Origin of the sequence: Noviherbaspirillum cavernae, from assembly GCF_003590875.1 — a bacterium.
Classification (GTDB): Bacteria; Pseudomonadota; Gammaproteobacteria; order Burkholderiales; family Burkholderiaceae_D; genus Noviherbaspirillum; species Noviherbaspirillum cavernae.
This window is the reverse complement of the sequence record NZ_QYUN01000002.1, coordinates 611,218-631,721: the sequence shown is the minus strand read 5'-3', so window position 1 is coordinate 631,721 and position 20,504 is coordinate 611,218. Positions and strand designations below refer to the sequence as shown.

Here is a 20,504-nt window from a genome sequence, read left to right as displayed (position 1 = left end):
GCTGGCGGATTTTAGTGCCGGGCGCTCTGTCGTACCGACAATGGAACGCATTATATACATACATTCACGAATGTATGTATAATCGCCGTGTTGTATTGAAGAACGGCAATATCCAAAAGGACATTGCAAACAGAATTGCAGTTTGTTGCATTCGCCCCCGTTGCATATCGGACACTTCACTTCGCCATGATGGGTGAAGTGGATTTCGTTTTTTCCGCAACAGGACTGGAAGCGTATTTCCGCCAGTTATGTGCGCCTGCACGCGAATGCCGAAACCAGACCCGGCCATGCTCGTGAATCTGCATCGACCCGGTCACGCGACTGCCCGAACCATTACGAACCAACCACCATTAACCGTGCGAGAGTCTATGAATTCAATCCATCCCGTTCCGCGCATTACTGCGGCTGTATTGATCCTGTCCGCGCTGGCCGCCTGCGGCGACAAGGGGCAGAACGGACAAGCCCAGGGCGGCGGCATGCCTCCGCCGGAAGTGTCCGTGGTCACCGTGGCCCCCCAGCGCATCGTCATGTCGGCCGAGCTGCCGGGACGGCTGGATGCCAGCCGCGTCGCGCAGGTCCGTGCGCGCGTACCCGGCATCGTGCTCAAGCGCGTGTTCCGCGAAGGCAGTGACGTGAAGGCTGGCGATGTGCTGTTCCGCATCGATCCCGCGCAATACCAGGCCGCATACAGCAGCGCCGAGGCGACGCTCGCGAGAGCAGAAGCAAATCTGGCGCAGGCCACGTTGAAGAATCAGCGCTACAAGCCGCTGGTCGAAACCAATGCCGTCAGCAAGCAGGAATACGACGACACGCTGACCGCACAGAAGCAGGCGGCGGCAGACGTGGCAGCCGCCAAGGCAGCGCGTGAAACGGCGCGCCTGAATCTCGGCTATGCCACGGTCAACGCGCCGATCTCCGGCCGTGTCGGCCGCGCATTGGTGACCGAGGGCGCGTTGGTCGGCCACAACGAAGCGACACCGCTGGCGACGATCCAGCAGCTCGATCCGATCTACGTCAATCTGACCCAGTCCAGCAGTGAATTCCTGCAACTGCAACGTGCCATGGCCAGCGGCCAGCTCAAGAAAGCCGGCAAGGACCAGGCCCGCGTCACCCTGGTGACGGAAGACGGCCGTGCCTATGCGCAGGCCGGCAAGCTGCTGTTCTCGGACATCTCGGTCGATCCAAGTTCCGGTGCAGTGACCTTGCGCGCGGAGTTCCCCAACCCGGATAAATTCCTGCTGCCAGGACAGTATGTGCGCGCGCAGCTGGAGCAAGGCGTGCAGGACAACGCGATCACGGTGCCGCAACAGGCCATCCAGCGCGATCAGACCGGTGCCTCGGTCATGCTGATCGGCGCCGACGGCAAGGTGGCCTTGCAACCGGTCAAGACCGGCGAAGCGCAAGGCAATGTCTGGATCGTCACCGAGGGACTCAAGGCGGGCGACAAGGTCATCGTCGAAGGGTTCCAGAAGGTGAAGCCGGGCGCACCGGTCAAGGCCGTGCCGTGGAAATCGTCGGCGCCCAACGGCGGCACGCCGCCGCAAGCCGCCGCCAAGTCTGAAGCCAATGCAGCCACTCCGAACGCGCCGCAGGCAGACCAGAAGCCCAAGACCAACTAAGGGAGCACCGCATGGCAAAGTTTTTTATCGATCGCCCGGTGTTTGCCTGGGTGATCGCACTCTTCATCCTGCTGGCCGGCGCACTGGCGATCTTCCAGTTGCCGATCGCGCAATACCCGACCATCGCACCACCCGCAGTCCAGATCAACGCGACCTACCCCGGCGCGACCACAAAGACCATCGACGAGAGCATCATCAGCCTGATCGAACAGGAGATGAACGGCGCCGACGGTTTGCAGTACATGGAGTCGCAAAGCCAGGCCAACGGCCAGGCGCAGGTGACCGTGACCTTCCTGCCCGGGACCAATCCTGATCTCGCGCAGGTGGATGTGCAGAACCGTCTCAAGCGCGTCGAACCGCGTCTGCCGCAGGCAGTGACGCAGCAAGGCGTGCAGGTCACCAAGTCGCGCAACAACTTCCTGCTGTTTGCCACGCTGTCGTCGACCGACGGCCGCCTCGATCCGGTCGCGCTGGGCGACTACCTGTCGCGCAACGTGCTGAACGAAATCAAGCGCGTGCCCGGCGTCGGCCAGGCGCAACTGTTCGGTACCGAACGGGCGATGCGTATCTGGATCGACCCCGCCAAGCTGGTCGGCTACAGCCTGACGCCGAGCGATGTCTCGACCGCGATCCGCAACCAGAATGCGCAAGTCGCATCCGGCAAGTTGGGTGATTTGCCGAATCTGGATTCGCAGCAGGTCACCGCACCGATCGTCGTCACCGGCCAGTTGTCCACACCGGCGGAGTTCGGCGCCATCGTGCTGCGCGCCAACGCCGACGGATCGACGGTGCGTCTGCGCGACGTCGCCCGCGTCGAGATCGGCGGACAGGCGTATGACACCTCGGCCCGCCTGAACGGCAAGCCGACCGCCGCCATCGGTGTGCAGTTGTCGCCGACCGCCAACGCGCTCGCCACCGCCAAGGCCGTGCGCGCACGCATGGACGAGCTGTCGAAGTTCTTCCCGCAAGGCGTGAAGTACGACATTCCCTACGACACCTCGACCTTCGTGCAGATCTCCATCGAAGAAGTGGTGAAGACCCTGCTCGAAGCGATCGTGCTGGTGTTCCTGGTGATGTATCTGTTCCTGCAGAACTTCCGCTACACGATCATCCCGACCATCGTCGTGCCGGTCGCATTGATGGGCACGTTCGCCACGATGCTGCTGTTCGGTTTCTCGATCAACGTGCTGACCATGTTCGGCATGGTGCTGGCGATCGGTATCCTGGTCGATGATGCGATCGTCGTGGTGGAAAACGTCGAGCGCATCATGGCCGAGGAAGGGTTGTCGCCGCGCGAAGCCACGCGCAAGGCCATGGGCCAGATCACAGGTGCGATCGTCGGCATCACGCTGGTGCTGATCGCGGTGTTCCTGCCAATGGCGCTGTTCGGCGGCGCAGTCGGCGCGATCTATCGTCAGTTCTCGCTGTCGATGGTGGCCTCGATGACGTTCTCCGCACTGATGGCGCTGACGCTCACGCCCGCGCTGTGCGCGACGCTGCTCAAGCCGATCGAGCCCGGACATCACCACGAGAAGAAAGGCTTCTTCGGCTGGTTCAACCGCAAGTTCAACACCACCGCCGCTGGTTATCAGGGCATGGTCGCAAGAATGCTCGGCAAGTCCGCGCGCTACATGGTGGTGTACGGCCTGATCGTGGCCTGCGTCGCCCTGCTCTATGTGCGCATGCCGACCTCCTTCCTGCCGCAGGAAGACCAGGGCTACCTGATCACCAACATCCAGTTGCCGCCGGGTGCAAGCACCAACCGCACGATGGATGTCATCAAGCAGGTGGAAGATCACTACCTGAAGAATCCGGCAGTCGAACGTGTCGTCGCCGTGGCCGGCTTCAGCTTCTCCGGCAGCGGCCAGAACGCGGCGCTGGTGTTCACGCCGCTGAAGGACTGGAGCGAACGTACCCCCGAGCAATCGGCCAGCGCGCTTGCAGGCCAGGCGTTCGGCGCGTTCATGCAGATCAAGGACGCGATCGTCTATCCGCTGAGCCCGCCGCCGATTCCGGAACTGGGTAACGCAATCGGCTTCACCCTGCGCCTGCAGGACCGCGGCGGCCTCGGCCACGATGCATTGCTGGCCGCGCGCAACCAGTTGCTCGGCATGGCCGCGCAAAGCAAGGTCGTGCAGGGCGTCCGTCCGGAAGGTCTGGAAGACACCCCGCAGCTGCAACTTGATATCGACCGCGACAAGGCCAATGCCCTCGGCGTAAGCTTTGCCGAGATCAACAGCACGATGTCCACCGCACTCGGCTCCACCTACGTCAACGACTTCCCGAACCAGGGCCGTCAGCAGCGCGTGGTGATCCAGGCCGATGCACCGGACCGGATGCAGCCGGAAGACCTGATGCGCCTCTATGCGCGCAACAACAAAGGCGAAATGGTGCCCTTCTCCTCGTTCGCGACGTCGCGATGGATCATGGGACCGGTGCAACTGTTCCGTTATAACGGCTATCCGGCGATGAAGATTTCCGGCGAAGCTGCTCCGGGTCGGAGTACCGGCGACGCGATGGCGGAAATGGAACATCTGGTCGGCCAGCTGCCGCAAGGCATTGGCTACGAATGGACCGGCCAGTCGCTGGAAGAAAAGACTTCCGGCTCGCAGGCGCCGGCGCTGTTCCTGCTGTCGCTGATCGCCGTGTTCCTCGTGCTCGCAGCGCTGTACGAGAGCACGACGATTCCGATCTCCGTGATGCTGGTGGTGCCGCTCGGCATTCTCGGCGCGCTGCTCGGCGCCACCATGCGCGGCATGCCGAACGACGTCTACTTCAAGGTCGGCCTGATCGCGATCATCGGCCTGTCGGCGAAGAACGCGATCCTGATCATCGAGTTCGCGAAGGACCTGCAGGCGCAGGGCAAGAGCCTGATCGACGCGACGCTGGAAGCTGTTCACCTGCGGTTCCGCCCGATCATCATGACCTCGCTGGCGTTCATCCTCGGCGTCCTGCCGCTGGTCATCGCCAACGGTGCGGGCTCCGCCAGCCAGCGTGCGATCGGCACCGGCGTGATGGGCGGCATGATCACCGCGACGGTACTGGCGGTGTTCCTCGTGCCGGTATTCTTCGTCGTCGTGCGCAAACTCTTCAAGGGCAGCGAACGTCAGCGACGTTTTCATGCTGAACATGTCCAACAGTACGAAGGCAGCCAAGATGCTTAAACAAATCACCCTTTCACTGCTCGCTGCCGGCGTGTTGGCGGGCTGCTCGCTTGCGCCGACCTACACGCGGCCCGAGGCGCCCATCTCCAGCGTCTACCCGGCGGAAGACGGCGGCAAGGCGCAAACCGCCGGCAACGCGGCAGACAACGCCACCAACATTGGCTGGCGCGAGTTCTTCCCCGACCAGCGCCTGCAGGCCCTGATCGCCATCGCACTGGAAAACAACCGCGACCTGCGCGTCGCCGCCCTGCGCGTGGAGGAAGCGCGCGGCCTCTACAACATCCAATCGGCCGACCGCTGGCCCAACGTGAATGCCGCCGCCAGCGGCTCGCGCGCACGCACCCCGGCCAGCATCTCGCCCACCGGCGCGGCGATGATCAGCAATACCTACCAGGTCGGACTCAGCCTCGCCTCGTTCGAGCTCGACTTCTTCGGCCGCGTGCGCAGCCTGAATCAAGCCGCGCTGTCGCAATACCTCGCGACACAGGAAGCGCAGCAGGCCGTTCACATCAGCCTGGTCGCGGAAATGGCGAAAGCCTACCTCGCCGAGCGCGGCCTCGCCGAACAGCAGGAATACGCGCAAAGGACGCTGGAAAGCCGCCAGGCCGCGTACAAGATCACCAAGCAGCGATTCGACGTCGGCGCCTCTTCGGCACTCGATCTGCGCCAGGATGAAGTCCTGGTCGAATCGGCCCGCGCCTCGCTCGCGATACTGGCACGCCAGCGCGCTCAGGCCGTGAACACAGTGATCCTGCTGGCCGGCAAACCGCTGTCCGATCTGCCTCCGGCGCAACCGCTGTCGGGACAGAACATCGTCACCGACATCCCCGCCGGCCTGCCGTCCGACCTGATCGCGCGTCGCCCCGACATCCGCTCGGCGGAACAGCAACTGCAGGCCACCAACGCCAACATCGGCGCAGCGCGCGCGGCCTTCTTCCCGCGCATTTCGCTGACCGCCGGCATCGGCACCGCCAGCAACGAACTGTCGAACCTGTTCCAAACCGGAACGCAAACATGGTCGTTCGCGCCGCAACTCGTGCTGCCGATCTTCGACGCCGGCCGCAACCGCGCCACCCTCACGGTCGCCGAAGTGCGCAACAACGTCGCTGTCGCGAACTACGAAAAGACCATCCAGACCGCATTCCGCGAAGTGTCGGATGCGCTGGTCGCACGCTCCGCGCTGGAAGAACAGATCGACGCCCAGCAGAAGGTGCAGGTCGCCCAGGCCGAACGCCTGAAGCTGGCCGAGCAGCGCTACCGCAACGGCGTGGCCAGTTCGCTGGACGTGCTGGACGCACAGCGCCAGTTGTTCGCTGACGAGCAATTGCTGATTCAGGCGCGGGTGCTGCGGCTGACGAATGCGGTGGATTTATATCGCGCGCTGGGTGGCGGATGGAGTGAGAACACGGTGACGGCGCAAAGCGGAAAGTAAGCGCGTGCTTTTGTCACGGCATGCGGCGCCATTCGCCGCATGCCGTGACCATCACAAAAAAACCTGAAAAGAAGGGGCGCCGATGCGAATCGCGGCCCTTTTTTGCATTGCGGCGGCAATTCCCCCATTCGCCATTCCGGCTCCTCGTCCGCCACGTGCCGATTTGTTTTTCTGTGTTGGCACGATGCTTTTTTCAATTGCTTGATTAGAACGTTTCCTCAAAAGCATCCCATAAACATGGGATATCATTCCGCCAAATATTTGCCATATAGAAATATTTATTCATAAGAAATGGAGACCGTCTTCTTTACGCACAACATCAGAAGGAAGCACCAGCATGAAATCATTACTTCAATTTTTTGGGTCCCTCGGAGGACGAAGTAATCGGCAAGCCGACCTGCGAGGCCAACTCGCCGCCATCAGCAAAGCGCAAGCCGTCATCGAATTCCGTCTGGATGGAACCATCCTGCACGCCAACGAAAATTTCCTCAATTCCGTTGGTTATCGCCTCGAAGAACTGCAGAATCAGCATCACAGCATGCTGGTCGAACCGTCGGAGAGAGAGTCGCAACAATACCGTCAGTTCTGGCAGAAATTGCGCCGTGGAGAATATGACGAAGGCCTTTACAAGCGCATCGGCAAACACGGCAACGAAATATGGATTCAGGCGACCTACAATCCGATCATGGATGCGCGGGGCCGTCCTTTCAAAGTCGTCAAATACGCACGCGACGTCACTCATGAGCAGCGCCAATCCGCCGACTTCGCCGGACAAATCGCGGCCATAAGCAAGGCACAGGCGGTCATTGAATTCGACCTGGGCGGGCACATCCTGTTCGCCAATCACAACTTTCTCGCTGCCACCGGCTATACCTTGCAAGAGATCGTGGGCAAGCACCACCGCATTTTTGTCGAAGAAAGGCAGCGGACCAGCGAAGCCTACAAGCGGTTCTGGCAACAACTGGGCGCGGGTCAGTATGACTCCGGCTTGTATCGGCGCGTCGGCAAGGGCGGGCGAGAGCTGTGGCTGCAAGCCAGCTACAGCCCCATCCTCGGACAGGACCAGCAGCCCTTCAAGATCGTCAAGTATGCCTCCGACCTCACCCTGCAAATCCAGGCGTCCCAGACCTTGCAATCGGCCGTCAGCGGCCTGTCCCAGGCGCTCAAGGAAAGCGCGCTCAACGCGCAGCACGCCAGCGCACTGGTGCAATCGACTGCCTCGATCGCCCACAAGGGCGGCGAGGTCATGAACGATGTCGTGAAGAAGATGAGCGCCATCAACGACAGCGCCCGGAAAATTGCCGACATCATCGGCGTCATCGACGGCATCACGTTTCAGACAAATCTGCTGGCGCTCAACGCCGCAGTGGAAGCGGCGCGTGCCGGCGAACAGGGGCGCGGCTTTGCGGTCGTGGCAGGTGAAGTGCGCAATCTGGCCCATCGCAGCGCCATATCGGCGAGGGAAATCAAGACCCTGATCGATGACTCGGTGCGCGAAATCAACCAGGGCTCCGGTTTCGTCACCAACGCCGGCGGCACGATGCAGGAAATGGTGTCGTCCATGCAAAGCATCACCGGCATCATGGATACCATCACACGCGCCTCACACGATCAGAATGCGGGTATCGAACAGGTCAACGATGCCATCAAACAGCTCGATCACTCCAGGACAGGCAAGCGGCCGGCCGCCTAGCGCGATTTCAATAGCGCTTGCGCGGCTGCGCGGCGGACGAGCCGTCGTCCATGCAAACGAACAGCCAGGCGCCGGATGCATGCTGCAAGGCGCGCCAGCACGTTGAGAATCAGTTTGGCATTGACGATATCCCCGGCGTGGGAAAAGGCAATCACCACCAGCGCCTGGCGTCGGGTGACGCGGTGAGCTTGTCAGGCGCTGGCAAGCATGGTCGTCAGCAGCGCCAATGTGCGCGCCGTGGCGCCGCGATGATGACGCGAGAAGACAAGCGCGTTCTCTCCCATCGCTGCACGCTCGTCGTGATCGCGCAGCAAGCGGCCGCTCCGCGCCAACATGGCTTGCGCATCCGTCACGCGCATCGCCGCGCCCGCCGCAATCGCATCCTCGCTCACCGTGCCGAAGTTGAAGGTGTGCAATCCGATCAGCACCGGCTTGCCGACGGCACAGGCTTCGATCAGGTTCTGTCCGCCCAGCGGCAGCAGACTGCCGCCGATGAAGGCGACATCGCATGCCGCGTAGTAGGCGAACATCTCGCCCATCGAATCGCCCAGCAGAATCCGCGTATCCGCATGCAAGGGCGCGCTGCCGAGTGCCGAGCGGTGCTGCAGCGCGATGCCGCGCGCTGCGATCATGCGCGCGACCTCATCGAAGCGCTGCGGATGGCGCGGCACGATGACGAGCAGCGCATCGGCCATGTCGGCGGTTGCGAGCGCATCGAGGATCAGTTCTTCCTCGCCTTCGCGCGTGCTGGCGCACAGCAGCACGGAGCGCGGGCCGATCTGCTGCCGCAGTGCCGCGCCTTTTGCCAGTGCATCCTCCGGTGGCGTGACGTCGAACTTGATGCTGCCGGTGACATGGACGTTGGCGACACCGAGCTGGCGTATGCGCTGTGCGTCGGCGTCGGTCTGCGCGGCGACGCAGGAAATTCCGCGTGCGGCTTCGCCCATCAGGCTCTGCAGCTTCTGCGCCTTGCGCAGCGAACGCTCCGACAGGCGCGCATTCGCGAGCACGACCGGGATGCCGCGTCTCTTGCATTGCGCGATCAGGTTCGGCCACACCTCGGTTTCCATCAGCACGCACAGGCGCGGCCGGAAATGCCGGATGAAGCGTTGCATCATCCAGCCGGTGTCATAGGGAAGAAAGCTTTGCACCACGCGCGATGCGTGCTTGCCGAACAAGGCATGGCCGGTGGCGCGGCCGGTCGCGGTCATGTGGGTCAGCAGGATGCGGTGATCGGGATAGGCGCGCAGCAGGGCTTCGACCAATGGTTCCGCCGCGCGCGTTTCGCCGACCGATACCGCGTGGACCCAGATCGTCGCTTGCGTTGATGGATTCGCGGAACTGCGCGGATAGAAGCCGAGCCGCTCGGCCACATGTCGGCGATAGCCCGGCTCCCTGCGGCCGCGCCACCACAGCCGCCCCAGCACCAGCGGCAGCGCCAGCCACCATAAAGCGGAATAGAGAGCGCGCATCAATCCGGTTGGCGCCCGGTCATGGCAGCCGGCGCAGCGTCCTTCAGATTGCCGCCGGACCGTTTGCCGCTGGCCGCCATCAGGGTTTGCAGCGCCGCTTCCACTTCCGCCACGGTCGGCGGCTGGCCGAGGTCGCCGAGGTTGATGATGTTGTCCGACCAGTTCCCCTCGGTCTTCCAGCGCGGCGAGTCGCAGTAGAGTTCGACGGTCGGGCGATTGAACGCGGCGGCGATATGCGTCAGGCCGGTATCGACGCCGATCGCGAATGCCGCCTTTTGTGCGAGCACGACGGCTTCCATCATCGGCAGTCTGGGCAGCACGCGCGCATGCTTCATGTTCGCGGCGAGATGTTCCGCCGCCTGCCGTTCCGCTTCGCTGCCCCATGGCAGCAGGATCGGCATGCCGTGCGGCTCCAGGAACTGCGCCAGCCGTATCCAGTTCGCATCGTCCCAGCGCTTGGCGGCGCGCGCCGTGCCGTGAAAGAAGACAACGTAAGGCTGCTGCGGCAGCCAGCTTGCCGATGCGGCATCCGGCGCATCCATGTTGAAATCAGCCGGCGTGTCGATCGTGTGGCCGAGCGCCGCGGCGGTCACGATGCGCGCGCGCAGCACTCCGTGAGTGCGCGGATCGACCGGCACGCTGATCGTGTGGAAAATCCGTGATGCGCCTTCGTAGCCGGAACCTTCGGTGGCATTGGCCAGGCCGATACGCTTGCCGCCGGGCGCTGCATGCGCGAGTCCCATCACCACACCGGTCTTGAGCAAGCCTTGCGTGTCGAAGATGTAGTCGTAGCGCTCGCCGCGCAGCTTGCGGTAGAAGTCGCGCATCTCGGCGCGCGTCTGTTGCGACAGCAGGCTCTTGCGCCAGCGCCGCAGCGCGAACGGAATGATGTTGCGCACGCCGCGATTGAGCCGGACGAGGCTGACATACGCCTCTTCCACCACCCAGTCGATGTTCGCATCGGGATGGTGGCGCAGGATGTCGGCCACCATCGGCATGTTGTGCACGACGTCGCCCAGCGAGGAAACGCGAACGATGAGGATGTTCACGCCCTTGCTCCGCTTGCGGATGCAGCTTTCCCTGTCATGCAGCGATCTCAGTAGGGAAACTTCGCATCCGGCTTGATCGCCAGAATCGCGGTCTTGAATTCCTGCCTGATGCGATCGAGCACCTGCTCCGATTCGCCTTCGAACCGCATCACCACCACCGGCGTGGTGTTGGACGAGCGCGCCAGGCCGAAGCCGTCGGCATACTCGACGCGCACGCCGTCGATGGTCACGATCTCTTCTGCGGCGGGGAAACGGGCTTCGCGCTGCAGCGTGTCGATCAGCGTGAAGTTCTCCCCTTCCGCCAATTGCAGTTGCAGTTCCGGCGTGCTGACCGATTGCGGCAATGCGTTCAACACCGCCGACGGATCGTCGCATTGCGACAGCAGTTCCAGCAGGCGCGCGCCGGCGTACAAGCCGTCGTCGAAGCCGTACCAGCGGTCCTTGAAGAAGATATGGCCGCTCATCTCGCCGCCCAGCGGCGCGCCGGTCTCGCGCATCTTGGCTTTCACCAGCGAATGGCCGGTCTTCCACATCAGCGGCTTGCCGCCATGCTGCTTGACCCAGGGCGCGATGTGGCGTGTGCATTTGACGTCGTACAGGATTTCGCGTCCCGGATGGCGCGTCAGCACGTCCTGCGCAAACAGCATCAGCTGCCGGTCGGGATAGATGATGCTGCCGTCCTTGGTGACCACACCCAGACGGTCGCCGTCGCCGTCGAACGCGAGGCCGAGTTCGGCATCGGTGCTCTTCAGGCAGGCGATCAGGTCTTGCAGGTTTTCCGGATGGGCCGGGTCGGGATGGTGGTTCGGGAAGGTGCCATCGACTTCGCAGAACAGTTCGGTCACCTCGCAGCCGAGCGCGCGGTACAGGTCGCCGGCGAACGCACCGGCCACGCCGTTGCCGCAATCGACGGCGATCTTCAGCGGGCGGCGCAGTTTCACATCGGACACGATGCGCTGCAGGTAGGCGTCCTTGATGTCGTGCGTGCTGTACGCGCCGGCGCCTTGCGCGAACTCGCCCTTGACGATCGCCTGATACAGGGCCTGGATCGTGCTGCCGTAGATCGCCTCGCCGGCCAGCACCATCTTGAAGCCGTTGTAGTCGGGCGGGTTGTGGCTGCCGGTGACCATGATGCCCGATTGCGCTGCCAGCGCATGGGTGCCGAAATACAGCATCGGAGTAGCGACCACGCCGAGGTCGATCACATCGACGCCGCTTGCCTGCAGGCCGGTCGCCAGCGCCGCCGCCAGTTCCGGGCCGGACAGGCGGCCATCGCGGCCGATGATCACGGTCTGCTCGCCCTTGGCGCGCGCGGCGGTACCGAAAGCCTGACCGATCTGTTTTGCAATCGCCGCATCGAGCGTCTTGCCGACGATACCGCGAATGTCATATGCCTTGAAAATGCTGGGGGATAGGGTCAACATGGTTTTGGAATGGAGAGGTTGGAAGACGCGGACCCGTCATGCACCTGGTGCCGGCGGGCGGATTCGCTCTCTGATGTGAACATCGCAACTACGGGATTTTACCGTACGAATTGCGCTGCGCCGTAGCGGTCCGGGCTGTTCGCGCAGAAGCCTGCAACTTTCCGTCTTTCAATGCAGCCCGGGTACCTGGAATCAACAAAGTGGATCGTCATTCCGGCGCGGACCGGAATGACATTGATGCTGCGGACCGTCATTGACAGATTGACAGTTTCGAGAAGGCGGCAATGCACGGCCCCGAAGTTTTCTCGTGATTTGCGCGTGATTCACTCGTGATGATTGAGCGCCCGATAGCCGTGCCGTTTTACCAACTCGTCCCGCTCGGCGGCTTCCATGTCCTCGCACACCATTTCGGCGACCAGCTCCTGGAAGCTGGTTTTCGGTTCCCATCCCAATTTGGTCTTGGCCTTGGTCGGATCGCCCAGCAGCGTTTCGACCTCGGTCGGCCGGAAGTAGCGCGGATCGACGGCGACGATGCATTTTCCCTGCGCATTCATGCCCTTTTCCTCGACGCCCTCGCCTTCCCAGCGAATCGGCAGATGAAGCTCCCGTGCGGCGGCGTCGACAAAGTCACGCACGCTGTATTGCACGCCGGTGGCGATGACGAAATCCTCCGGCTTGTCCTGCTGCAGCATGAGCCATTGCATCTCGACATAATCGCGTGCATGACCCCAGTCGCGTCTGGCGTTGAGGTTGCCGAGATACAGGCAATCCTGCAGGCCGAGCTTGATGCGCGCCAGCGCGCGCGTGATCTTGCGCGTGACGAAGGTTTCGCCGCGCAGCGGGCTTTCGTGATTGAACAGGATGCCGTTGCATGCATACATGCCGTACGCTTCGCGGTAGTTGACGGTCATCCAGTAAGCATACAGCTTCGCCACCGCATAGGGGCTGCGCGGATAGAAAGGCGTGGTTTCCTTCTGCGGCATTTCCTGCACCAGGCCGTACAGTTCGGAAGTGGAGGCCTGATAAAAACGCGTCTTCTTTTCGAGTCCGAGGATGCGGATCGCCTCGAGTATGCGCAATGCCCCCAGCGCATCCGAGTTGGCCGTGTATTCCGGCTCCTCGAACGACACGGCGACATGGCTCTGCGCCGCAAGGTTGTAGATTTCGTCCGGCTGCACCTGCTGAATGATGCGGATCAGGCTGCTCGAATCCGTCAGATCGCCGTGATGCAGCTTGAAGCGGATATCCTGTTCGTGCGGATCCTGATACAGGTGATCGATGCGATCGGTATTGAGCAGCGAGGTACGGCGTTTGATGCCGTGAACTTCATACCCCTTCGACAGCAGCAGTTCGGCGAGATATGCGCCGTCCTGGCCTGTGACTCCGGTAATGAGCGCCACCTTGTCGATTCTTGATTTCATCAGCATGTGTTTTCCTTGTTGAACTGTGATGGATCTTCATTCCGCTTGCATGCGCTGCATACGTGCCAGGGACTGTCTGTATCGGCCGCTTACACCCGTCCGTACGCATCGGAAAAGCGCACGATGTCGTCCTCGCCCAGATAGCTGCCGCACTGCACCTCGATCAGCACCAGATCGGTGATGCCGGGATTGGCCAGACGATGCTTCGCGCCGATCGGAATGTAGGTGGATTGGTTCTGGCTCATCAGGACGGTGCTGTCATCGACCGTGATGTTGGCGGTGCCGGACACGATGACCCAATGTTCGCTGCGGTGATGATGCATCTGCAGCGACAGCGCCTGTCCCGGTTTGACGAGCACCCGCTTGATCTTGAAGCCGGGACCTTCGCCCAATACCGTGTACGTGCCCCAGGGACGCAGCGCGGTGCGATGAATCTTGTGCGCCTCATGACCGCTGGCTTTCAACTGGCTCACAACCTGCCGCACCTCCTGGCTGCGCGATTTGTCGGCCACCAGCAAGGCATCGGGCGTATCGATCACCAGCAGGTTGTCGAGACCGATCGCCGCCACCAGCCGGTCCCTGGAATCGACGTAAGTGTTGCGACTGTCGATGAAGATGGGCTGACCGTTGCTGCTGGTGTTGCTGGTGTTGCCATGGTCGTCGGCGGGAATCATGTCCGATACCGCGTCCCACGCACCCATGTCGCTCCAGCCGAATTCGGCCGGCACGACAGCGATGTTCTGCGCCTTTTCCATCACGGCATAGTCGATCGAAATGCTTTCCAGTTGCGAAAACGCGGCACCCAGCTCCGTCTTGTCGCCTTCCGCACGGGTCGCGTCCAGCACGGCGCGCGCGGCTTCCAGCAGCGCCGGGTTGCAGGCAGCAAGGGCAGCGACAATGACACTCGCCTTGAAGCAGAAAATGCCGCTGTTCCAGACGTAGTTGCCTTGCGCCAGATAAGCGGCGGCAGTGGCCGCGTCGGGCTTCTCGACGAAGCGCCGCACCGCATGCGCTTGCTGGCTCACGTTGTCGCCCATTTCGATATAGCCGAAACCGGTTTCGGGCGTGGTCGGACGAATGCCGAACAGACCGATGAAGCCGTCGCGCGCCAGCAGCTCCGCATGCTGCGCCGCCTTGAGGAAGGCCTCGGTGTCGGTGATCAGATGATCCGCGGGCATCGCCAGCAGGCAGGCATCGTCATCCTGGCGCGCCGCCCACAACGCGGCCACGGTGATCGCGGGTGCGGTATTGCGCCCCGTCGGTTCCAGCAGATAATGAGGCTTGACCGCCTGCGCAGCCAGTTCGTCGCGCGAGCGGAAGTAATATTCGCGGTTCGTGACGATCAGCGGCGCGCACTGATCCGCAATGGCCATCGCGCGTTCGTAGGTCTGCGCGAACAGGCTCTTGCCGCCGCCGATGCGCATGAAGGGCTTCGGATGCGCTTCGCGCGAAACGGGCCACAGGCGTGTGCCCGCCCCTCCGGAAAGGATGATTGGAAGTAACATGATATAAAAGGACTTCGTGATGGCTCCGCGAGTTGCATGAGCCGTTCGGTACAGTCCCTTTATATGTCACCCAGCCGTACGCTTTATTGTTTTGCGACAAATGGCGTGCGTTCTATTACCGCTTCACAATTTTTACGCATGACAACATACGCCATCGGCGACATTCAAGGATGCCAGCAACAATTGACCGCGTTGCTGCAGCGGATTTACGAGACCTCACCCAGTCCCAGATTGATTTTCGTCGGCGACCTGGTCAATCGCGGTCCGCACTCGCTCGCCACGCTGCGGAACATCCGCGCCCTCGGCGATACCGCCTCCGTCGTTCTGGGCAATCACGACCTGCACCTGCTCGCCGTCGCCAACGGTATCCGCAAGCCGCATCGCAGCGATACGCTGGACGACATTCTCAACGCCGAGGATCGCGATGAATTGCTCGACTGGCTGCGCCGCCAGCCATTGGCGCTGCTGGAAAACGGCCACCTGTTCGTGCATGCGGGCGTCGTCCCGCAATGGACCGCACAGCAGGCGGTCGATCTCGCACACGAAGTGGAAACGGCGCTGCGCGGCCCGGACTGGGTGGAATTCCTGCGCACGATGTACGGCAACGCTCCGGCCAGATGGGACGATGCGCTTGAAGGCGCCGACCGTCTGCGCTGCATCGTGAACGCGCTGACGCGCCTGCGCTTCTGCACTGCTGATGGAACGATGGAGATGTTGTCGAAAGGCGTGGAAACCGTATTGCCAGGCTACATGCCCTGGTTCGACGTGCCGGGCCGCAAGACGGAAGACGTTACGGTCGTCGCCGGACACTGGTCAACGCTGGGCCTGATGATGCGGCCCAATTTGTTGACGCTGGATACCGGCTGCCTCTGGGGCGGCAAGCTGACCGCCGTGCGCCTGGAAGACCGCGCGTCGATCCAGGTGGATTGTCCGCAGTATCAGACGCCGGGGACGATGTGAGGAGAGATGCGGGCATCACGTCTGCTTGTGTAGAGCGTAACGTGAGGCAGGGGATTCGGAAAGCATGTGGACTTTGCGCGCAGTGTGGGACATCCCGGCCGCATGCACCCGCGAGCACATTCAAGACCACTCCCCGCGTTTGAAATACCGATGTGCGTTTCGATCAAACCTTCTCGCCAGCACTCAGCGCCGACTCGATCACCCGATGCGCCGCATCGGCAAGCTCGCGCCGGTGCGAGTCCGGCGCGGTTTCAATGATCGGCAGAATCGTCAGCTCGGCTTTCATGCCGCGCGCCTTCAGTATCGTCAGCATGCTTTGCACGAAGGTCATGTCGCCGACGAAATCGGCCGCCGGGTGCAAGCGCCCCTGCGCATCGACATAGCGCAACGCATAGGGCTGCACCGGCACTTCCGCCTCGATTGCCGCCTCGAACAGGTTGGCATGAAAAGGCAGAACGCTTCCCTGCGATCCGGTCGTGCCCTCCGGGAAAAAGGCGACGTGTTCGCCTGCGTGCAGGCTGGTGACAAGGCCTTCGTAAATCCGCCGCACGTCGCGCACCCTGCCGCGCGAGATGAAAATCGTGCCCGCCTTTTCGCACAACCAGCCGAGCAGCGGCCAGTCGCGGATATCGGACTTGGCGACGAAACGGCTGGCCTGCAGCGAGTTGATCACGAAGATATCGAGCCAGGAGATGTGATTGGCGACGATCAGCGCGCGCGGCGCGGGTTGCGCGCCGGCCGCATGCCTGGTCTCCACCTCGACGCCGCATAGCGCAACCAGCTTCATCGACCAGCGGCGGATCTGCGCCTGGCGTCCCGCTTCGCCGATCAGCGGATAGACGAAGGCGGAAATCGCCAGGCCGGCAAACAGATGCAGCACGACTCGCAGGAGCCGGACGACGTGCATGCCGCGCTTACCGCTCGAACGCAACGTGTCCGGCGACGATGGTCGTCTTCACCCGGCCTGCCAGTTCATAACCGAGGAAAGGCGTGTGCTTGCCCTGGCTGGCAAGCACCGTCGAATCGACTGTCCAGCGCGCCGCCGGATCGAAGATGCAGATGTCGGCAACGCTGCCTGTGGCAAGCTGGCCTGACGGCAATCCGATCACGCGCGCCGCATCGGCGGTCACCTTGGCGATCGCCCTGGCCAGCGGCTGTTCCGATGTATCGACGCACTCGTCCGCCCATTTCAGCGCGAGCGACAGCAGCAATTCCAGACCTGTCGCACCGGGCGATGCCTCGCCGAACGGCAGCAATTTCTCATCGTCGTCGACCGGCGTGTGATCGGAGCAGATCACGTCGATCGTGCCATCCAGCAGACCCTGGCGAATTGCATCGCGATCGCGCTGGGCGCGGAACGGCGGTGTCACACGCGCATTCGAATCGAAGAAGCCGATATCCGCATCGGTCAGGTGAATATGGTGCGCGCCGACATCGCAGGTCACCGGCAAGCCTTCCTTTTTCGCCGCGCGCACGAGATCGAGTCCCGCTGCCGACGAGATGCGGCACAGGTGGACACGCACGCCGGTCGAGCGCATCAATTCGAAAATGGTATGCAGCGCAATCGTCTCCGACATGACCGGCACGCCCGACAATCCCAGGCGCGACGCGACCGGCCCGCTATGCGCGATGCCCGTGCGTCCGAGATGCGGATCCTGCGGCCGCAGCCAGACCGTGTAATCAAAGGTCCTGGCGTACTGCATCGCACGCATCAGCACATTGGTGTCGAGAATCGGCTCCTCGGCTTGCGAAAAACCGATGCAGCCGGCTTCGGTCAGCTCCGCCATCTCGGTCAGTGCCGCGCCCTTCAAGCCAGTGGTCAGAGCGCCGAGCGGATAAACGTGCGCCTGGTTGAGCGTCTTGGCGCGATGCTTCAGCATTTCGACCAGGCCCGGCTCGTCCAGCACCGGATCGGTATCCGGCGGACAAACGAGGCTGGTGACGCCACCCTGCATGGCTGCCTGCATCTCGGATTCCAGCGTCGCCTTGTATTCGTAGCCGGGTTCGCGCAGCCGTGCGCTCAAATCAACCAGCCCGGGTGCGACGACCAGACCGCTGGCGTCGATCGTCTTGCTGGCGGCGAATCCAGCCGGCGCTTCGCCCACGCCGGCGATGCGGCCTGCGGCAATATACAAATCCCTTTGCGCATCAATGCCATTGGCCGGATCGATCAGGCGGCCATTCTTGATATGGATCTTCATTCTTTCAGTTTCCCGCCAAAATACTCATCACCGCCATGCGGACCGCAATACCGAACGTGACCTGCGGCAGAATCACCGCCTGCGAACCGTCCGCCACCGCAGAGTCGATCTCGACCCCGCGGTTCATCGGCCCCGGATGCATCACGATCGCGTCGGGCTTGGCCAGCGCGAGGCGTTCCGGCGTCAAGCCGTAGCTCTTGAAGAATTCCTGCGCGGAAGGCAGCAGCGCGCCGCTCATGCGCTCATTCTGCAAGCGCAGCATGATGATCACGTCCGCGCCTTTCAGGCCCTCCTTGATATCGGTGAACACGCGCACCCCCATCTGTTCCAGTCCGCCGGGCAGCAGGGTGCGCGGTCCGATGGCGCGCACTTCCGGCACACCGAGCGTGGTCATTGCATGGATGTCCGAACGCGCCACGCGACTGTGCAGGATGTCGCCGACGATGGCCACCGTCAGCTTGGTGAAATCCTTCTTGTAGTGACGGATGGTGTACATGTCCAGCAAGCCCTGGGTCGGATGCGCATGGCGGCCATCGCCCGCGTTGACCACATGTACATGCGGTTGCTTGGTGTCGGTGAGATGCCTGGCGATCAGGTAAGGCGCGCCGGATTGCGCATGGCGCACCACGAACATGTCGGCATGCATCGCGGCCAGGTTGTCGATGGTGTCGAGCAGCGACTCCCCCTTGCTGGCGCTGGAGGCGGAAATATTGAGGTTGATCACGTCCGCCGACAAGCGCTTCGAGGCAATCTCGAAGGTCGTGCGCGTGCGTGTGGAATTTTCGAAGAAGAGATTGAAGACGCTCTTGCCGCGCATCAGCGGCACCTTCTTCACTTCGCGGTCGCTAACACTGACGAACGAAGACGCGGTATCGAGGATGTGCGTAATGATGGCTTTGGGCAAGCCTTCGATGGTGAGCAAATGCTGCAGCTCACCGTTTTTGTTCAGTTGCGGATTATGCATGGTCCACCGTCAGGGAAAATCGGCCATCGTCCGCGCGCTGCAGTACGAGTTGCTGGTTATCTGGAAGAGTAATGGTGTCGGCGACGATATCGGCTGCAATCGGCAGCTCGCGCCCGCCGCGATCGACCAGCGCCGCGAGCATGATCTTCGCCGGGCGCCCGTAGTCGAACAGTTCATTGATCGCCGCGCGCGTCGTGCGGCCCGTGTACAGGACGTCGTCGACCAGCAGGATCGTCGCGCCTTCCACCTCGAAAGGAATCTGGGTCGGCTTGACCTCGGCGTGCAAGCCTTTCGCGGCGTAGTCATCGCGATAGAACGAGACATCGATATAGCCCAATCGTTCGTTCAGTTGCAGCTCGGCCGCCAGCCGTTCGGCCAGCCATGCTCCACCGGAGTAAATACCCACGAGGGCGACGTTCTCGGCCTGCGCGAGGCCGGTTTTGACGCGTTCTGCGAGCACCTTGTACAAGGCCTCGGCGTCCAGTTCAGGATTCGGCATGTTCATTGAAGTATTGTTGCAAAATGATTGCGGCTGCTTCCGCATCGATCAGCTCGCCGCGACGCTGGGACAGCACTGCGGAGGAATATCGTTCATCGACCAGCACGGTGGCGACGCCGAAGCGTCCGTTCAACTGGTTGGCAAAGCGGCGGCAGCGTACCGTCAATTCATGCTCGGTGCCATCGGGATGACTCGGCAAGCCGACCACGCACAGCGTCGGCTGCCATTCCTTGATCAGCACCGAAATCGCGGCGAACTTCGCATCGTTGGCCTCTGCGGAAATCACCGTCAACGGCTGCGCCTGCCTGAGCAGCGTGTTGCCAACCGCGACACCGATGCGTTTCAGGCCGAAGTCGAAGCACAGGATGGTCCCCACTACGCAGCCTTGTCAGGCATGGCCGGCATCGCCGGCGAGCATCATCGGATCGATGCCCAGCAACTTCATCGCCGCAGCAAAACGTTGTTCAATCGGAAGCGCGAACATGATGTCCGGATCGGCGCGCACGGTCAGCCAGCCGTTGCGTGCAATCTCGTCCTCGAGCTGGCCGGCGCTCCAGCCCGCGCAGCCGAGGCTGACGAGAATGCGGCGCGGCCCGTCACCGGAAGCCAGCGCTTCCAGCACGTCCTTCGACGTCGTCAGCGCAACCTCGTCCGTCACGTTCATCGTTGACGAAAAATTACCATGCGGCGCATGCAGTACAAAGCCGCGCTCGACCTGGACCGGGCCGCCGAACATGACGGGTTTCTTGTCGAGCGGTACGTGGCTTGCCAGGATTTCCAGTTTGAGGTCGATGCGCTCAAGCAAGACATCCATCGTCATGTCGGTCGGCTTGTTGATGATTACGCCCAGCGCGCCGGTGGCGTTATGCTCGCAGAGATACACTACCGTACCGCCGAAAACCGGATCGAGCATCGACGGCATGGCAATCAGGAAGTGATCCGCCAGATTGAATTCGGTATCAGTCACAGTATCGGAAGATCGGGAAAAACCGGGAGTATCCTGAGACGGCTCAGGCGTGAAGGGGAATTTACGAGGCTTGCTTTGCTTCACCATAGCTGGTCATTTTATCAGTTTTGCGCTGATGGCCTTCCTCGATTGCA

The 20,504-nt window shown here is 62.3% G+C and carries 16 protein-coding genes; 5 read left to right on the top strand and 11 right to left on the bottom strand.

The features are described from left to right. Positions 1 to 368 precede the first annotated feature (368 nt). From D3870_RS03050 to D3870_RS03035, 4 genes are all read left to right on the top strand, one after another. Positions 369 to 1,619, top strand: a complete 1,251-nt coding sequence (locus D3870_RS03050) for an efflux RND transporter periplasmic adaptor subunit (protein WP_119736567.1) — start codon at positions 369 to 371, stop codon at positions 1,617 to 1,619. Positions 1,620 to 1,630: 11 nt separating this feature from the next. Further along, positions 1,631 to 4,783: an efflux RND transporter permease subunit gene (locus D3870_RS03045; protein ID WP_119736565.1), complete on the top strand. Its 3,153-nt coding sequence runs from the start codon at positions 1,631 to 1,633 to the stop codon at positions 4,781 to 4,783. Further along, on the top strand, positions 4,776 to 6,215 hold the full coding sequence (locus D3870_RS03040; RefSeq protein ID WP_242489843.1) for an efflux transporter outer membrane subunit: 1,440 nt from the start codon (positions 4,776 to 4,778) through the stop codon (positions 6,213 to 6,215). The genes D3870_RS03045 and D3870_RS03040 overlap by 8 nt, the downstream gene beginning before the upstream one ends. 337 nt (positions 6,216 to 6,552) lie before the next feature. Further along, positions 6,553 to 7,908, top strand: a complete 1,356-nt coding sequence (locus tag D3870_RS03035; RefSeq protein WP_119736563.1) for a methyl-accepting chemotaxis protein — start codon at positions 6,553 to 6,555, stop codon at positions 7,906 to 7,908. Between the two features lie 191 nt (positions 7,909 to 8,099). Here D3870_RS03035 and waaA read toward each other — a convergent pair whose 3' ends face one another. The 5 genes from waaA to D3870_RS03010 form a co-directional block, all read right to left on the bottom strand. After that, positions 8,100 to 9,380, bottom strand: a complete 1,281-nt coding sequence (gene waaA, locus D3870_RS03030) for a lipid IV(A) 3-deoxy-D-manno-octulosonic acid transferase (RefSeq protein WP_119736561.1) — start codon at positions 9,378 to 9,380, stop codon at positions 8,100 to 8,102. Continuing rightward, positions 9,380 to 10,429 carry a lipopolysaccharide heptosyltransferase I gene (gene waaC / locus D3870_RS03025; protein WP_119736560.1) on the bottom strand — a complete coding sequence of 350 codons (1,050 nt, stop codon included), beginning with the start codon at positions 10,427 to 10,429 and terminating at the stop codon, positions 9,380 to 9,382. Before waaC ends, waaA begins: the two co-directional genes overlap by 1 nt. 47 nt (positions 10,430 to 10,476) lie before the next feature. After that, positions 10,477 to 11,853 carry a phosphomannomutase/phosphoglucomutase gene (locus tag D3870_RS03020; RefSeq protein WP_119736558.1) on the bottom strand — a complete coding sequence of 459 codons (1,377 nt, stop codon included), beginning with the start codon at positions 11,851 to 11,853 and terminating at the stop codon, positions 10,477 to 10,479. A 323-nt stretch (positions 11,854 to 12,176) separates the two neighbouring features. After that, positions 12,177 to 13,280, bottom strand: a complete 1,104-nt coding sequence (gene gmd / locus D3870_RS03015) for a GDP-mannose 4,6-dehydratase (protein ID WP_422879634.1) — start codon at positions 13,278 to 13,280, stop codon at positions 12,177 to 12,179. Positions 13,281 to 13,363: 83 nt separating this feature from the next. Then, the gene (locus D3870_RS03010; RefSeq protein WP_119736556.1) at positions 13,364 to 14,779 is read right to left on the bottom strand and encodes a mannose-1-phosphate guanylyltransferase/mannose-6-phosphate isomerase; all 1,416 of its coding nucleotides are present in this window, start codon (positions 14,777 to 14,779) and stop codon (positions 13,364 to 13,366) included. 138 nt (positions 14,780 to 14,917) lie between these two features. On the opposite strand from D3870_RS03010, the gene D3870_RS03005 reads away from it, so the two are divergent. Further along, a complete protein-coding gene (locus D3870_RS03005) occupies positions 14,918 to 15,739 on the top strand; it encodes a symmetrical bis(5'-nucleosyl)-tetraphosphatase (RefSeq protein WP_119736554.1) in 822 nt (273 codons plus the stop codon). Positions 15,740 to 15,902: 163 nt separating this feature from the next. Here D3870_RS03005 and D3870_RS03000 read toward each other — a convergent pair whose 3' ends face one another. The 6 genes from D3870_RS03000 to D3870_RS02975 are packed head-to-tail and all read right to left on the bottom strand — an operon-like array spanning position 15,903 to position 20,370. Beyond that, a complete protein-coding gene (locus D3870_RS03000; protein ID WP_119741587.1) occupies positions 15,903 to 16,646 on the bottom strand; it encodes a lysophospholipid acyltransferase family protein in 744 nt (247 codons plus the stop codon). A gap of 7 nt (positions 16,647 to 16,653) precedes the next feature. Further along, positions 16,654 to 17,940 carry a dihydroorotase gene (locus D3870_RS02995; RefSeq protein ID WP_119736552.1) on the bottom strand — a complete coding sequence of 429 codons (1,287 nt, stop codon included), beginning with the start codon at positions 17,938 to 17,940 and terminating at the stop codon, positions 16,654 to 16,656. Positions 17,941 to 17,944: 4 nt separating this feature from the next. After that, positions 17,945 to 18,904, bottom strand: coding sequence for an aspartate carbamoyltransferase catalytic subunit (locus D3870_RS02990; protein ID WP_119736550.1), 960 nt, complete (start codon positions 18,902 to 18,904; stop codon positions 17,945 to 17,947). Then, positions 18,897 to 19,403, bottom strand: coding sequence for a bifunctional pyr operon transcriptional regulator/uracil phosphoribosyltransferase PyrR (pyrR, locus tag D3870_RS02985; protein WP_119741586.1), 507 nt, complete (start codon positions 19,401 to 19,403; stop codon positions 18,897 to 18,899). Before pyrR ends, D3870_RS02990 begins: the two co-directional genes overlap by 8 nt. Next, positions 19,390 to 19,779: a Holliday junction resolvase RuvX gene (gene ruvX, locus D3870_RS02980; protein WP_119736548.1), complete on the bottom strand. Its 390-nt coding sequence runs from the start codon at positions 19,777 to 19,779 to the stop codon at positions 19,390 to 19,392. Before ruvX ends, pyrR begins: the two co-directional genes overlap by 14 nt. 12 nt (positions 19,780 to 19,791) lie before the next feature. After that, on the bottom strand, positions 19,792 to 20,370 hold the full coding sequence (locus D3870_RS02975; RefSeq protein ID WP_340638429.1) for a YqgE/AlgH family protein: 579 nt from the start codon (positions 20,368 to 20,370) through the stop codon (positions 19,792 to 19,794). Positions 20,371 to 20,504: the final 134 nt, after the last annotated feature.

Bases quoted from the DNA above. Each gene is read 5' to 3' on its own strand.
- gmd (WP_422879634.1), bottom strand. From the start codon at position 13,280: ATGCTGATGAAATCAAGAATCGACAAGGTGGCGCTCATTACCGGAGTC.
- D3870_RS03000 (WP_119741587.1), bottom strand. From the start codon at position 16,646: ATGCACGTCGTCCGGCTCCTGCGAGTCGTGCTGCATCTGTTTGCCGGC.
- D3870_RS02995 (WP_119736552.1), bottom strand. From the start codon at position 17,940: ATGAAGATCCATATCAAGAATGGCCGCCTGATCGATCCGGCCAATGGC.
- D3870_RS03050 (WP_119736567.1), top strand. From the start codon at position 369: ATGAATTCAATCCATCCCGTTCCGCGCATTACTGCGGCTGTATTGATC.
- D3870_RS03045 (WP_119736565.1), top strand. From the start codon at position 1,631: ATGGCAAAGTTTTTTATCGATCGCCCGGTGTTTGCCTGGGTGATCGCA.
- D3870_RS03005 (WP_119736554.1), top strand. From the start codon at position 14,918: ATGACAACATACGCCATCGGCGACATTCAAGGATGCCAGCAACAATTG.
- D3870_RS03010 (WP_119736556.1), bottom strand. From the start codon at position 14,779: ATGTTACTTCCAATCATCCTTTCCGGAGGGGCGGGCACACGCCTGTGG.
- D3870_RS02990 (WP_119736550.1), bottom strand. From the start codon at position 18,904: ATGCATAATCCGCAACTGAACAAAAACGGTGAGCTGCAGCATTTGCTC.
- D3870_RS03040 (WP_242489843.1), top strand. From the start codon at position 4,776: ATGCTTAAACAAATCACCCTTTCACTGCTCGCTGCCGGCGTGTTGGCG.
- D3870_RS03020 (WP_119736558.1), bottom strand. From the start codon at position 11,853: ATGTTGACCCTATCCCCCAGCATTTTCAAGGCATATGACATTCGCGGT.
- waaA (WP_119736561.1), bottom strand. From the start codon at position 9,380: ATGCGCGCTCTCTATTCCGCTTTATGGTGGCTGGCGCTGCCGCTGGTG.
- pyrR (WP_119741586.1), bottom strand. From the start codon at position 19,403: ATGCCGAATCCTGAACTGGACGCCGAGGCCTTGTACAAGGTGCTCGCA.
- D3870_RS03035 (WP_119736563.1), top strand. From the start codon at position 6,553: ATGAAATCATTACTTCAATTTTTTGGGTCCCTCGGAGGACGAAGTAAT.